We start from the raw sequence: 14,800 nt of genomic DNA on the forward strand, positions 1-14,800 counted from the left end.
GGCTCGCCGGACGGGCCGCAGGGACGATCATGACGAGATGACGGTCCTGACCCGCATGCGACTCGGCGTGCGCCTGACGGTGGCCTTCGCCGTGGTCGTCGGGCTCATGCTGGTGATGATGTCCGAGGCGCTCGCGACGTCGTCGAGCCAGCACGACGCCACCGATCGGATGGAACTCGCCCAGCAGTTCGTCGCCACGGTCAAGGACGCGAAGTACTCCGCCGCCGACTTCAACGGCTGGCAGACGGCGTACGCCTTCGATGCCGTACGCGACCTTCCCGGCGCCGCCTCGGACAGCGGAGCCTCCCGGTCGGAGTTCCTCGCCACCGTCGACACGTTCCGCCGGCGTACCGCGGACGCAGCCGAACTGGCCCCCAGCGACGCGGCCCACGACGACTTGGAGCAGATCAACGGCCTGCTGGACGAGTTCCTGACCATCGACGACCAGGTGGCCCGGCTCTACACCGCCGACGACGACGCGGCGGCCAGCGCCCTCGTGATGGGCCGCTCGATCGAGCTCTTCAAACAGATCGGTGACCTGCTCGACGCGACGGCCGCCACCGCCGACAGCGAGTTCGCCACGGCCAAGGCCGACGCGGAGAACGCACACCGCAGCGGCACCCGGCTGACCTGGGGTGTGGGGATCGGCGCGGTCGTGCTCGCCGCGATCCTCGCCGTGATGGTGACCCTGTCGGTGACCCGGCCCGTCGAACGGGTCCGCGAACGGCTGGAGCTGCTCGCCGACGGCGACCTGGCGACGCCGATCGTGGTCACCGGCCGCGACGAGGTGGCACAGATGGCCGGCGCGCTCGACCGTACCCTCACCTCTCTGAGCGGGGTGATGCGCACCATCGACGACTCGTCGGCCGCACTGGCCACCGCGGCCGAGGAGATGTCCGCCGCCTCCACCGAGATCGCCGCCTCGGCCGAAGAGTCCGCCGCGCAGGCCCAGACGGTGGCCGACGCCGCCACTCAGGTGTCGAACAACGTGCAGGCCGTCTCAGCCGGCAGTGAACAGATGGGAGCGTCGATCCGCGAGATCGCCCACTCCACCAGCGAGGCCGCCGCCGTCGCGATCACCGCCGTGCGGGCCGCCGAAGCGGCCAACACCACTGTCGCGTCGCTCGGCGAGTCGTCACGGGAGATCAGCGAGGTGGTCAAGGTGATCACCTCGATCGCGGAGCAGACCAACCTGCTGGCGCTCAACGCGACCATCGAGTCCGCCCGCGCGGGCGAGGCCGGAAAGGGCTTCGCCGTCGTGGCCGGCGAGGTCAAGGAGCTGGCCCAGGAGACGGCGCGGGCGACCGAGGACATCATCCGCCGCGTCGACGCCATCCAGAGTGGCACGACCAGCGCGGTCGCGGCCATCGGCGAGATCGCCGCGGTCATCCAGCGGGTCAGCGACTACCAGACCACGATCGCCTCGGCGGTCGAGGAGCAGACCGCCACCACCGCCGAGATGAACCGCAGCGTCTCCGACACCGCCCAAGCCGCCGACGCGATCGCCGTGAACGTGTCGACGGTCGCCGAGGCCGCCCAGCACACCACCCACGGCGTGACCGAGGCGCAGCAGGCCACCGCGGAGCTGGCCGGCATGTCGGCCAACCTGCGGGCCCTGGTCTCGCACTTCCGCTACTGACTCCCGGTGGCGGCAGGTTCGTACGCTGCGCGGATGACGGACGAGGAACTGATCGGACGCCTGATCGACGAGGCGTTTCGGGCGCCCGACTGGCGCGGCGGCGCCGCCCGTCGGGGACACCTCCCCTTGTTCAGCTACTGGGGCCCCGTCCTGTATCTGACGCCGGCCGGTGACGTCGTCCGCAACGACGACGAGGACGGCCCGCTGCGGCCCGCCGATCCGGGCGAGCGCACCTTCGGCCTGGCCCGGGCCGCCGAGCTGTATCCCGAGCTGGCCCACCTGAGGCCGCCGCGCCCGCGGCACGCCGTCACCTGCGAACAGTGTCGCGGCCGGGGCCGGTTGACGGTGTCCCAGGGGAGGGCCGCACCGTGGGACGGCACCCGGTCGTTCGTGTTCTGCCCCGGCTGCGACAGTCTCGGATGGACCTCACCGGCCGAGGGCGGCGATGAACGGGCCCCGGATCACGGCCGGTAGCGGTAGCCCATGCCGGGTTCGGTGAGCAGATGGCGGGGCCGGGCGGGATCGGCCTCGAGTTTGCGGCGCAGGCGGGCCATGTATTGGCGCAGGTAGTTGGTCTGGCCGTGGTACTCGGGCCCCCAGACGTCGTGCAGCAGGTGCCGCTGGCTGATGAGCTTGCCGGGGTGACGCAGCAGGTGTTCGAGCAGCTGCCATTCGGTGGGGGTCAGCCGTACCTCGGAGTCGTCGCCGGTGACGGAGCGGGCGGCCAGGTCGACGGTGTACCGGCCGATGAGGACCTGCGGCCCGGCGTCGTCGCCGTTGTGGGTACGGCGGGTGACGGCGCGGATCCTGGCGAGGAGCTCGTCGATGCTGAACGGTTTGGTGATGTAGTCGTCGGCGCCCGCGTCGAGAGCTTGGACCTTGTCGAGGCTGCCGGCGCGTCCGGACAGCACGATGATGGGGACGGCGGTCCAGCCGCGCAGGCCGCGGACGACCTCGGTGCCGTCCATGTCGGGCAGTCCGAGGTCGAGGACGACCAGGTCGGGGTGGTTACGGGCGGCCAGGTGCAGCCCGGAGGCGGCGTCGGGTGCGGTGTCGACGGTGTAGCCGCGAGCCTTGAGATAGATCCGCAGGGCCCGCACGATCTGCGGCTCGTCGTCGACGACGAGTACGCGGGTCATGCCGGTTCCCCGGCGGGCAGGGCGACGATCATGGTGAGTCCGCCTCCGGGGGTCTCGTCGGGGGTGAGGGTGCCGCCCATGGCTTCGGTGAGGCCGCGGGACAGGGCCAGGCCGAGACCGACGCCGGTGTGGTTGTCACGGTCGCCGAGGCGCTGGAAGGGCAGGAAGACGTCGTCCCACCGATCGTGGGGTATGCCGGGGCCGTGGTCGATGACGCGTAGTTCGATGATGCCGCCGTGGCTGCTGCCCGTGATGACCGGTGGCTGACCGGGCGGGCTGTAGCGCAGCGCGTTGCCGACCAGGTTGACCAGGACGCGTTCGAGCAGGCCGGGGTCGGCGCGCAACGGCGGCAGATCGTCGGGCACGTGCACCCTGACCTGCCGTCCACCGGGTCCGATCTCGTCGAGGGCACGCGGCACCACCTCCTCCGCGCCGACCTCGATGACGGCGATGCCGAGGGCTCCGGCCTGCAGGCGGCTCATGTCGAGCAGGTTGGCCACGAGCCGGTCGAGGCGGTCGAGGGACTCCTCGGTGGTGGCCAGCAGTTCCTCGCGGTCGGTGTCGTCGAGCTGGATGTCGGGGCTGCGCAGACCGGCGACCGCGGCCGTGGCCGCCGCCAGCGGGGTGCGCAGGTCGTGGCTGACCGCTGCGAGCAGAGCGGTACGCAGCCTGTTCGCCTCGGCAAGCGGTTTGGCGGCGGCCGCTTCGGTGGCCAGGCGCTCCTGTTTCAGGGCGACGGCGGCCTGGGCGGCGAAGGCCTCCACGATGCGACGGTCGGAGGCCTCCAGGATCCGGCCGCGCAGCAGCACCGTCAGATCGCCGTCGGCCTTGACCTCGACGTCGGCCTCCGCCGGGGTGGCGCACAGCTGCTGACCGACGCCGGCGACGACGGTGTCGCCGTCGAGCAGGGTCACCGAGTCGAGGGCGAAGGTCTCGCGGAGCCGGTCGAGCAGGGCCATCAGGGGTCGTTCGCCGCGCAGCACGCTGCCGGCGACGGTGGCCAGGGTCTGCGCGTCGGCGGACGCCTGGGCGGCCTGCCGGGTCTTGCGGGCGGCCGTGTCCACGACCCAGCTGACGGCCACGGCCACGGCGACGAAGACGGCCAGGGCCAGCAGGTTCTGAACCTCGGCGATCGAGAACCGGCCCAGCGGCGGGGTGAAGAACCAGTTGAGGATCACGGACCCGCCGACGGCCGCGATCAGGGCGGGCCACAGGCCGCCGATCAGGGCGACACCCACGACGGCCGCCAGGAACAGCAGGATGTTGTTGGTCAGCGACAGGTGCGGGCCGAGTTTGAGCAGCGCGACCAGCAGCGGCAGGCCGAGAAGCGCCGCGGCGAATCCGGCGGCGCGGCGCCGCCGGGACAGCGCCGCCGGCAGCGGGCCCCGGCGGCGGCCCTGACCGGCACGCTCGTGGGGCACCAAATGTACGTCGATGGAACCGGACCGGGCGATGGTGGTGACGCCGACCCCGGCGGCGAACAATCGCGCGAACCGGCCGCGGCTGGAGGCGCCCAGGACGATCTGGGTGGCGTTGGCGCCGCGGGCGAAGTCGAGCAGTGCCTGCGGGATGTCGGCACCGACGACCTGGTGGTAGCTGCCGCCGAGGCTCTCGACCAGGACCCGCTGCCGGGCGAGCGCGGCCGGGTCGGCGCCGGCGAGTCCGTCGCTGCGGGCCACGTGCACGGCCATCAGGTCGGCGCCCTTGGTGCGGGCGGCGATCCTCCAGGCACGCCGGATGAGGGTGTCGCCTTCGGGGCCGCCGGTCAGCGCGACGACGACGCGTTCGCGCGTCTCCCAGGTGGAGTCGATGGCGTGGTCGGTGCGGTACCGGCCGAGCTGGTCGTCGACCTTGTCGGCCAGCCACAGCAGGGCCAGTTCGCGCAGGGCGGTGAGGTTGCCGGTGCGGAAGTAGTTGCCGAGAGCCGCGTCGATCTTCTCGGGCCGGTAGACGTTGCCGTGCGCCATCCGGCGGCGCAGCGCCTCGGGGGTCATGTCGACGAGTTCGACCTGCTCGGCGGCGCGGACGAACCCGTCGGGCACTGTCTCACGCTGCTGGGCGCCGGTGATCCGGGCGACGACGTCGTTGAGCGACTCCAGGTGCTGGACGTTCACGGTGGTCAGCACGCTGATGCCCGCGTCGAGCAGCTCTTGGACGTCCTGCCACCGTTTGGCGTTGCGGGACCCGGGGACGTTGGTGTGGGCGAGCTCGTCGACGACGGCGATCCCGGGCCGGCGGGCGAGGACGGCGTCGAGGTCCATCTCGGTGAACGTCGCGCCGCGGTGGTCCATCGCGCGGCGCGGCACCACCTCGAGGTCGCCGAGCATGGCTGCCGTGTGTTTGCGGCCGTGCGTCTCGACCAGGGCGATCACGACGTCGGTGCCGCGCTCGGCGCGGCGATGGGCTTCTTCGAGCATGGTGTACGTCTTGCCGACGCCCGGAGCGGCGCCGAGGTAGATCCGCAGTTCACCGCGAGGCATGAGGGCCATTCTCTCGTCCGTGGAGGCCGGCCGGCCCTGAAGCGACAGGGCCGGCCCGCCGCGTCCTTCACCTGCCGTCCAGTGCCACGTTGAGTTCGAGGACGTTGACACCGGGTTCGCCGAGGAATCCGAGGGTACGGCCGTCGGTGTGCTCGGTGATCAACTCCCGGACCCGGGCGAGGTCGAGGTTGCGTTCACGGGCGACGCGCGGTGCCTGGAGCGCGGCATAGGCGGGGCTGATGTGCGGATCGAGGCCGCTGCCGCTGGCGGTGACCGCGTCGGCGGGCACGACGGGTCGCGACGGCGCGTCGCCGCGGACGGGGGTGATCACGGCGCCGAGGGCCCGGTAGTCCACGCCGTTCTCCGCCGGCTCGACCCGGACACCCTGGTAGACGGCCAGGAACGGGGTGCCGGTCTGATTGACCGACACGACCCTGGTGACCGGCCCGGTGAAGCCGTCACGGTGGAACACCGCGAGGACCGCGCCGACGCCCTCGGCGGTGCAGTAGGGCCGGCGGCCGTCGACGCCCTCACGCTCGCCGACGGCGAGACTGCGCGCGCAGACCTGGGTGAGCAGGCTCGGCGACGGATCGTCGCCGAGGGTGTCGACGATGCTCTCCGGGCCGAGGTTGCTCGCGCCGGTCGCGGCCGGGTCGTACCCGGTCGCTGACGGCCGGCTCTGGAAGTAGCGGGAATCGTCGTCGAAGGACTGGCCGATCAGGGTGCTGCCGGCCGGGCCGATCGAGCCGGACGCCCTGCCGGACAGGCCGGGCAGGGTACCGATCCCGACCATGAGCAGCGGGTACGCCAGGCCGAGAACGACGGTGAGGACGAGCAGCGCACGCAGCGCCGCGAGGTGCTGGGCAAGCCAGGCGGGAAGTCGCATCTGGATCAGATCCCCGGGATGAGCTGGATGAGCAGGTCGATGAGCTTGATGCCGAGGAACGGGGCGACCACGCCGCCGAGGCCGTAGATCAGCAGGTTGCGGCTGAGCAGCCGGCTCGCCGACGACGGCCGGTACCGGACGCCGCGCAGCGCGAGCGGGATCAGGAAGACGATGACGATCGCGTTGAAGACGACAGCGGACAGGATCGCCGAGCCGGGCGAGTGCAGCCGCATGATGTTGAGCGTGTCCAGGCCCGGGTAGACGGCCGCGAACATGGCCGGGATGATCGCGAAGTACTTGGCGATGTCATTGGCGATCGAGAACGTCGTCAACGCGCCCCGGGTGATCAGAAGCTGCTTGCCGATCTCGACGATCTCGATCAGTTTCGTCGGGTCGGAGTCGAGGTCGACCATGTTGCCCGCCTCTTTGGCCGCCGACGTGCCGGTGTTCATGGCCACGCCGACGTCGGCCTGAGCGAGCGCGGGCGCGTCGTTGGTGCCGTCACCGGTCATCGCGACCAGACGGCCGCCCTGCTGTTCCGTACGGATATAAGCGATTTTGTCCTCGGGTGTTGCCTCGGCCAGGAAGTCGTCGACGCCGGCCTCGGCCGCGATCGCCGCGGCGGTCCTGGGGTTGTCGCCGGTGATCATGACGGTGCGGATGCCCATCCGCCGCATCTCGCCGAACCGTTCACGCATACCGGGCTTCACCACGTCCTTGAGGTGGATCACCCCCAGCACCCGATCGTTCTCGGCCACGACGAGCGGGGTTCCGCCGCCGGAGCTGATCCGGTCGACGATCTCGTCCACCTCGGCGTCACGCACGCCCGCCCACTTGAGCACGGCACTCGCCGCGCCCTTGCGGATCCTCCGTCCGCCGAGGTCGACGCCGCTCATCCGGGTCTGCGCGGAGAACGGCACCCACTGCGCGGAGGCCGGTGCGGGCACGTCGCCACCACCGGCGAGCGCCACGATCGACCGCCCCTCCGGAGTCTCGTCCGCCAGGCTCGACAACCGTGCCGCCTCCGCGAGAACTTCAGGATCAACCCCCTGCAGCGGTACGAACGAAGCAGCCTGACGATTGCCCAGAGTGATCGTCCCCGTCTTGTCCAGCAGCAACGTGTTCACGTCACCGGCCGCCTCGACCGCGCGGCCGCTCATCGCGAGGACGTTGCGCTGCACGAGCCGGTCCATGCCGGCGATGCCGATCGCCGACAGCAGCGCCCCGATCGTCGTCGGGATGAGACAGACCAGCAGGGACACGAGCACGATGCCCGTGACGCCGTGGCCGTCGAGCGCCGCGGTGTCCGGCGCCGCCGCCTGATAGGCCTTCGAGAAGATCGCCAGGGGCTGCAGGGTCACGACCGCCAGCAGGAAGATGATCGTCAGGGCCGCGAGCAGGATGTTCAGGGCGATCTCGTTCGGCGTCTTCTGCCGGTTCGCCCCCTCGACCAGCGCGATCATCCGGTCGACGAAGCTCTCCCCCGGCCGCTGCGTGATCCGCACGACGATCCGGTCACTCAGAACCCGGGTGCCGCCGGTGACCGCCGAACGGTCGCCGCCGGACTCGCGGATCACCGGGGCGGACTCGCCGGTGATGGCCGACTCGTCGACGCTGGCGATGCCCTCGACGACGTCGCCGTCACCGGGGATCACCTGCCCGGCCTCGACGATCACCAGGTCGCCCTGCTGCAGCTGCGGGGCCGCGATGTCGCGGCCGTCCGTCAGGTGCGCGACGGTGTCCTGCCTGGCCGACCGCAGGGTGGCGGCCTGGGCTTTGCCGCGGCCCTCGGCGACGGCCTCGGCAAGGTTCGCGAACACCACGGTCAGCCACAGCCAGATCGTGATCAGCCAGGCGAACAGGCTCGGCTGCGCCATCGACAGCACCGTGGTGAAGACGGCGCCGACCTCGACGATGAACATCACCGGGTTGCGCCACATGACGCGCGGGTCGAGCTTGCGCAGCGCGTCGGGCACCGAACGAAGCAGCTGCCTCGGATCGAGCAGACCGGCCTTGACCGGCTTGGCCGGTGGTTCGGGTGCCGGGTCCACTTCGATGAGGTCGTTCAGGGTGGTGGTCATGACAGTCCTTCAGCGAGGGGGCCGAGCGCGAGAGCGGGCAGGAACGTGAGGGCGACCAGGACCACGGTCACACCGGCGACCATGCCGACGAACAGCGGCCGGTGGGTGGGCAGGGTGCCGTCGGACTCCGGCACGGGTTGCCGGCGGGCCAGCGACCCGGCGAGGGCGAGCACGAGGATCAGCGGCAGGAACCGGCCGAGCAGCATGGCCAGTCCCAGGGCGATGTCCCACCAGGGCGTGTTGACCGTGATGCCGGCGAACGCCGAGCCGTTGTTGTTGCCGGCGCTCGTGAAGGCGTACAGCACCTCGGAGAGGCCGTGCGGCCCCTCGTTGAGCGCGGTGGAGGCGTTGCCGGTCCCGAACGCCGCGGCCGTTCCGCCGAGCACGATCAGCGGCGTGACCAGGAAGTACAGCGACGCGAGTTTGATCTCCCGCGCCTGGATCTTCTTGCCCAGGTACTCCGGGGTACGCCCGACCATCAGCCCGGCCACGAACACCGTGATGGTCGCCAGGATCAGCATGCCGTACAGCCCGGAGCCGACGCCGCCGGGCGCGACCTCGCCGAGCATCATGTTGACCATCGGCATCATCCCGCCCAGGGCGGTGTACGAGTCGTGGAACGAGTTGACCGCGCCGGTCGAGGTGAGCGTGGTCGCCGCGGCGAAGGTGGCCGAGTTCGCGACGCCGAAGCGGGTCTCCTTGCCCTCCATCGCCGCGCCGACGGCCTGCGGGACGGTCCCCGCGCCGTGGATCTCGAAGCCGACGGTCAGGGCGACGCTGCCGAGCGCCAGGATCGCCATGACCGCGGCGATGGCGTAGCCCTGCCGGTTCTGGCCGACCATCCGGCCGAACACCCGGGGCAGGCTGAACGGGATCAGCAGGATCAGGAAGATCTGCACCCAGTTGGTCCAGGCAGAGGGGTTCTCGAACGGGTGGGCCGAGTTGGCGTTGTAGAAGCCGCCACCGTTCGTACCCAGTTCCTTGATGGCCTCCTGCGAGGCGACCGGGCCGCCCGTGATGTGCTGGGTCGCGCCGGTCAGGGTGGTCACGTCGGTGCCGCCGGACAGGTTCTGCACCACGCCGCCGACCATGAACACGACCGCGAACAGGACCGACAGCGGCAGCAGGATCCGCAGCGTGATGCGGGTCAGGTCGACGAGGAAGTTGCCGAGCGTCTCGGCGTTACGGGCGGCGAAGCCCCGCATCAGCACCACCGCCACGGCGATGCCGACACCGGCCGAGACGAAATTCTGCACGGCGAGACCGGCCATCTGTACGAGATGACCCATCGTCGACTCGCCGGAGTAGGCCTGCCAGTTCGTGTTCGTCACGAAGCTCACCGCCGTGTTCCAGGCGATGTGGTCCCCGACGGCGGGCAGGCCCAGTGACAGCCACAGTCTGTCCTGCACCCTCAGGAAGGCGTAGAGGAACAGGATCGAGACCGCGGAGAAGGCGAGCACGCTGCGGGCGTAAACACCCCACGTCTGCCCGGCGCTCGCGTCCACGCCCACGAGGCGGTAGACGCCGCGCTCCACGGCGCTGTGCCGGGTTCCGGACACGACGCGGTACATGTGGTCACCGAACGGCCGGTACACCGCCACGAGCGCGGCGATCAGCGTCAGCACGAACAGCCAGCCGGCCATCAGAACTTCTCCGGGAAGAGCAGGGCGGCCACCAGCAGGGCGGCCAGGAGCACGGCCAGGATCAGGCCGATGGTGTTGACGGCGTTCATCCGCGTTCGACCGCCTTGACCAGCACGGTCAGCGCTGCGAACAGCGCCACCGTGAGCGCGACGATGAGAAGATCAGCCACGGAGGACTCCCAGGATGGTGATGGTGTCTCGGGTGTTGCCCCATCAGCGAAGCTCGCCGGAAAGCCGGTGGAAACGGTTGTTCACGCGTTGTGTACGGGGCCCGCGGCGATATTCACGCGCTGTTGACGCCCCCGGCTCGTTTTGACGTTTTATTAACGCCTTACGGCCGGGCCACCGGGCCGGCCGGTGTCAGGATCGTCCCGTACTCCTGCACGGCAACATGAGAGCGGGCAATGAATTCCACCGACGAGGCGTACGCGATCCCCGCGGTCGTGGACACACCGGCGCAGCGCGAACCGCGCGGCGGAACACTGGCGACGTGGCTGCTCAAGCACCGGGTCCAGCCGATCGGCCCGGCCGCGGGCGAAGGGCACACCGAACAGCACGCCTGGTGGAAAGTGATGTGCCTGACCGGCGTCGACTACTTCTCCAGCCTCGCCTACGTACCGGCCATCGCCGCCGCGGCAGCGGGCGCCGTCTCCCCGCTGGCCACCCTGCTGATCGTGGCGCTGACCCTGCTCGGGATGCTGCCGATGTACCGTCGCGTGGCCAAGGAGAGCCCGCACGGCGCCGGGTCGGTGGCCATGCTCGAACGGCTGCTGCCGTTCTGGCGGGGCAAGGTCTTCGTGCTCGTGCTCCTCGGCTTCGTGGCCACCAGCTGGATCATCACGATCACCCTGTCAGCGGCGGACGCCAGCCTGCACGTGCTGGAGAACCCGCACGCCCCGCAGTTCCTGCACGGTCACGCCGTGACGCTGACCGTGATCCTGCTCCTGTTGCTGGGCGGGGTGTTCCTGCTCGGCTTCAGCGAGGCCGTGAGCGTCGCCATCCCGCTGGTGGCGGTGTTCCTGGGCCTCAACGCCGTCATCATCGCCGTCGGCGTCGCCGAGATCGTCACCACGCCCGGCGCGTGGTCGGCGTGGACCACGGCGCTCACCTCCGGCGGCGGTGGTCCCGGTGACCTGATCGTTCCGGCCGTGCTCGCGTTCCCGCTGCTCGTGCTCGGCCTGTCCGGGTTCGAGACCGGTGTCAGCATGATGCCGCTGGTCGCCACCACCGGTGCCGACGACGGGCAGCGCCTGCGCTCCCGGATCCACAACACCCGCAAGCTGCTCACCGGTGCCGCCCTCATCATGAGCGTCTACCTGCTGGCCAGCAGCCTCGTCACCACCGTGCTGATCCCGTCCGCCGAGTTCGCCGAGGGCGGCGCCGCCAACGGCCGTGCCCTGGCGTGGCTGGCCCACGAGCAACTCGGTGAGGTCTTCGGCACCGTCTACGACATCAGCACCGTGCTCATCCTGTGGTTCGCCGGTGCGTCCGCGATGGCCGGGCTGGTCAACATCGTGCCCCGCTACCTGCCCGGATACGGCATGGCGCCGGAGTGGGGCCGGGCGGTACGGCCGGTCGTGCTCGTCTACACGATCATCAGCGTCGCCATCACGATCGCCTTCGACGCCGACGTCGACGCCCAGGCCGGCGCGTACGCCACCGGCATCCTGGCCATGATGGTCTCCGGCGCGTTCGCGGTCACCATCACGGCCTTCCGCGCCGGGCAGCGCCTCGCCGGTGCCGGGTTCGGGCTGCTGACCGCGATCCTCGGTTACGCGCTGGTCGAGAACATCATCGACAAGCCCGACGGCCTGGCGATCTCCGCGATGTTCATCGCCGGCATCATCGTCGTCTCGCTGATCTCCCGCGTGTCCCGGACCACCGAACTACGCGCCGACCACATCGAGTTCGACGACGAGGCCCGCCGGTTCATCACCGACACGATCGCCCACGACGGCCGTATCAACCTCATCGCCAACCGCCGCCAGGCCGGCGACGCCGCCGAGTACGCCGCCAAGGAACGCGAACAGCGCGGCGACAACCCGGTGCCCGGCACCGCCGACGTGATCTTCCTCGAGATCGACGTCGTCGACCCGTCCGCGTTCAGCGAGACCCTCACCGTCCGCGGCGTCGAGGTCGACGGCCACCGGGTGCTCCGCGCCGAGGCGCCCGCCGCCCCGAACGCCATCGCCGCGATCCTGCTCGCGCTGCGCGACACCACCGGCGTCCGCCCGCACTGCCATTTCGCCTGGGCCGAGGGCAGCCCGCTGGTCCACATGGTCCGCTACTTCCTGCTCGGCCGCGGCGACACCGCACCGGTCGCCCGCGAGATCATCCGCGAGCACGAGTCCGACCCGGACCGCCGGCCCGGCATCCACGTCGGAGCCTGAGCGGCTGTCCCGCGGCCTGTTGCATTCAAAACTGCAGAATTCATGGCATACAGGTCATACGGCGTGTGCGACAGTGCGGCATCCCTTCGCCCCTCGACGAGGTTGTGGAGCGCTACCACCGGCCACGCGAGAACCGGCCGGCAGACTTCGCGGTCGGCCCCGAGTCGTACTGGAGCGGGTTCTATTCCTGACACGGATGCGTTGGCCGAACACTCCCCACTGCCGCCGATCGCGCGTTGCACCGGCGGTCTGCGCCCCAGCCGGCAGAACCAGCCGGACGCATCGATGATCGTCGTGCCGAACCCGTCAAATGGCCTTCAGCCGAAACGACGCCGGGAACTCCTCGGCGCCGAGGACCCGCAGCAGCGACAGGCGCTCGCGAGCCGTTTCGGGTAACCCCCGTTACCCAAATCTGTTCAGGCGGCGCGATCCCGTCACCCTGTTCTCCCGATGAGAGCATTTCGCACGCATGGGCGAGACTACCGACTATGGCGTCTCGAAATCGTCGAGGAAACGCCATCCGGGATGCGCCCCGTGAAGGAGGTCCAGATGCCCACTCCATTCGACTGACGCCAGGCGGCGCGTGGACTCGACGACCGTAATGCCGCCTTTGCGGCTGAACCCCCAACTGAACCCGGTAATGGCTTCGACCACCCTCGTGTCGCCTTCGATGTCTTTGATGTAACTCAGAAAGCTATGGCATAGCCAATCAACTGAAAGACAGCCATCTGCGTATGCCGGCACCTGCCATCGGCGAAGACGAGGCGCTGGACGAAGTGCCGACGACAGTACGGTCCGTTCGCCGAGGAACAGCGGGAAAGCCCTTCTGCCGATCAGGCCGGGTGGTCGGAGGAGATCAGCGCTGTTCCCACTGCTTCTTGGTGATCTCGTACCGCACACCCCCGTACTCGGAACCCTCGACCATCTGCATGTCGGGAGGAGTCTCGAGGGTGCCCGCCATCGTCATCCCGACCTTTTCCAGCACCTTGCGGGAACCGTTGTTCACCAGCATCGTCGCGGCCCAGACCAGGTGTACGCCAAGCTCCGTGAATCCCTTGGCCAGTAATGCCCTTGAACCCTCGGTGGCGTACCCCTTGCCCCACTCCGACTGGCGCAGCCGGTAGCCGAGTTCGACCTCATCCAACGGGCCTTCTTCCTCGGGACACAGGTGGAACCAGCCGATGAAGGCACCGCAGTCCTTGTCATACGCCGCGAACAGCCCGAAGTTGCCGCTCCACCTCTCGTAGCCGCCGATGATGTTCTGCAGACCGCGCTCGCGATAGTGCTCCGGTGCGGTCGGCTCGCCGCCGGTCAAATGGCGCATGACCGCCGGGTCGCTGTCCAGTTCGATCAACAGCTCCGCGTCGTCGGTGGTGAACCGGCGCAGAGTCAAGCGTTCAGTGTCCAGGTAGGCATCCACGAGCGCATGTTGGTCTACGCAGGCAGGGAAGGCCAACGCTTTTCCGGACGGGGAGCCGCCCGGTGCAACCGGGTTCATCGGAGGCGGCGGCACGGCGGCCTGGTCGACCAATTCACCTTCATGCGTTTCGAGACCTCCGGAAGCATGGCTCGGAGGTCCTCCGCGCACAGTCGGCTGCGCAGGTCCTCTCGGCCGCTACCCGCGATCCAGCCAGGCGGGGAGTGGTTCGCAGGCCTCCAGCCAGTCGGCGGGCACGCCGGTCAGGCCGGTGCGGGCGCCGACGATGCCGCCCACGATCGCGCACGTGGTGTCGATGTCGCCACCGGCCAGCGCCGTCGTCCACAGGGCCGCGGTCAGGTCGTCGAGGTCGGTGGCGGCGCACCAGATCGCGTACGGGACCGTGTCAGGCGCCGAGATCTGCCGGCCGCAGCCGATCATGCCGGCGACGTGCCGCGGGTCGGCGCCGGGGGTGATCCGGGCGGCCCGGCGCAGGCGGGAGCGGACCTCGCTGTCCGGCACCCGCTCGATGACCGCCGCGAGGAGATCGCCGCCCGGGATTCCGGTCACGCTGAGCGACGCCGCGACGGCGACCGCGACCGCTCCGGCGACGGCCTCGGGGTGGGCGTGGGTGACGGCCGCCGAGCGGGACGCCTCGGTCACCACGGTGTCGAGGTCACCGGCGAACCAGGCGCCCAGGGGCGCGACCCGCATGGCGGCGCCGTTGCCCCATGACCCCATGCCGTCGAACTGGCCGCGGGTGACGGCCGCCCAGTCCTGTCCGTCGCCGATCGCCCGCAGCACCTTGTGCATCGACCCGCCGTACGACCGGTTCGGGTCCTTCGCGTACGCGTCGGCGAAGGCGGTGGCCAGCGCGTTCTGGTGGACGTGGCCGTACCGCCGAAGGATCTTGAGAAGTGACAGTGCCATCGCGGTGTCGTCGGTCCATGGCCACGGGCCGGCCTTGAGCCATCGCTCGGCGAGCGCCGTCTCCAGTACCTCGGCGGGGTGGAAGAACCACGTCTCGCCGAACGCGTCTCCCAGCGCGAGCCCGCGCATCGCCGCCACCGCCGCCGTCCGATTCACCATCCGACGATCATCGCCGGGTCGATGCGGGGACGGCCAC

Annotated in this window: 11 protein-coding genes; 3 read left to right on the forward strand and 8 right to left on the reverse strand. The window is 70.2% G+C overall.

The annotated features are described in order from the left end of the window. The first annotated feature begins 37 nt into the window (after positions 1–37). Positions 38–1,639, forward strand: coding sequence for a methyl-accepting chemotaxis protein (locus CLV67_RS15000; protein WP_170153870.1), 1,602 nt, complete (start codon positions 38–40; stop codon positions 1,637–1,639). A 33-nt stretch (positions 1,640–1,672) separates the two neighbouring features. After that, the gene (locus CLV67_RS15005; protein ID WP_106318662.1) at positions 1,673–2,113 is read left to right on the forward strand and encodes a hypothetical protein; all 441 of its coding nucleotides are present in this window, start codon (positions 1,673–1,675) and stop codon (positions 2,111–2,113) included. On the opposite strand, the gene CLV67_RS15010 is transcribed toward CLV67_RS15005, so the two are convergent. The 6 genes from CLV67_RS15010 to kdpF all read right to left on the reverse strand — a co-directional run bounded on the left by CLV67_RS15010 (position 2,101) and on the right by kdpF (position 9,957). Beyond that, positions 2,101–2,778: a response regulator gene (locus tag CLV67_RS15010; protein ID WP_106318664.1), complete on the reverse strand. Its 678-nt coding sequence runs from the start codon at positions 2,776–2,778 to the stop codon at positions 2,101–2,103. The two genes, CLV67_RS15005 and CLV67_RS15010, sit on opposite strands and share 13 nt — an antisense overlap. Beyond that, positions 2,775–5,258, reverse strand: coding sequence for a DUF4118 domain-containing protein (locus tag CLV67_RS15015; RefSeq protein WP_106319101.1), 2,484 nt, complete (start codon positions 5,256–5,258; stop codon positions 2,775–2,777). Before CLV67_RS15015 ends, CLV67_RS15010 begins: the two co-directional genes overlap by 4 nt. A 67-nt stretch (positions 5,259–5,325) precedes the next feature. Further along, entirely contained in the window at positions 5,326–6,144 is an 819-nt protein-coding gene (locus tag CLV67_RS15020) for a potassium-transporting ATPase subunit C (protein ID WP_106318666.1), read from the reverse strand. Positions 6,145–6,149: 5 nt separating this feature from the next. Then, entirely contained in the window at positions 6,150–8,225 is a 2,076-nt protein-coding gene (kdpB, locus tag CLV67_RS15025; protein ID WP_106318668.1) for a potassium-transporting ATPase subunit KdpB, read from the reverse strand. After that, positions 8,222–9,868 carry a potassium-transporting ATPase subunit KdpA gene (kdpA, locus tag CLV67_RS15030; RefSeq protein WP_106318670.1) on the reverse strand — a complete coding sequence of 549 codons (1,647 nt, stop codon included), beginning with the start codon at positions 9,866–9,868 and terminating at the stop codon, positions 8,222–8,224. Before kdpA ends, kdpB begins: the two co-directional genes overlap by 4 nt. Beyond that, on the reverse strand, positions 9,868–9,957 hold the full coding sequence (gene kdpF, locus CLV67_RS15035; protein WP_106318672.1) for a K(+)-transporting ATPase subunit F: 90 nt from the start codon (positions 9,955–9,957) through the stop codon (positions 9,868–9,870). Before kdpF ends, kdpA begins: the two co-directional genes overlap by 1 nt. Positions 9,958–10,271: 314 nt before the next feature. Here kdpF and CLV67_RS15040 point away from each other — a divergent pair, with 314 nt between their 5' ends. After that, positions 10,272–12,257, forward strand: coding sequence for an APC family permease (locus CLV67_RS15040; RefSeq protein ID WP_106318674.1), 1,986 nt, complete (start codon positions 10,272–10,274; stop codon positions 12,255–12,257). 856 nt (positions 12,258–13,113) lie between these two features. Here the strand turns inward: CLV67_RS15040 and CLV67_RS15045 are convergent. Then, on the reverse strand, positions 13,114–13,788 hold the full coding sequence (locus tag CLV67_RS15045; protein ID WP_239166206.1) for a GNAT family N-acetyltransferase: 675 nt from the start codon (positions 13,786–13,788) through the stop codon (positions 13,114–13,116). A gap of 84 nt (positions 13,789–13,872) precedes the next feature. Beyond that, positions 13,873–14,763 carry an ADP-ribosylglycohydrolase family protein gene (locus CLV67_RS15050; RefSeq protein ID WP_106318678.1) on the reverse strand — a complete coding sequence of 297 codons (891 nt, stop codon included), beginning with the start codon at positions 14,761–14,763 and terminating at the stop codon, positions 13,873–13,875. Between the last annotated feature and the right edge of the window lie 37 nt (positions 14,764–14,800).

It is taken from the genome of Actinoplanes italicus, from assembly GCF_003001815.1.
Taxonomy (GTDB): Bacteria; Actinomycetota; Actinomycetes; order Mycobacteriales; family Micromonosporaceae; genus Actinoplanes; species Actinoplanes italicus.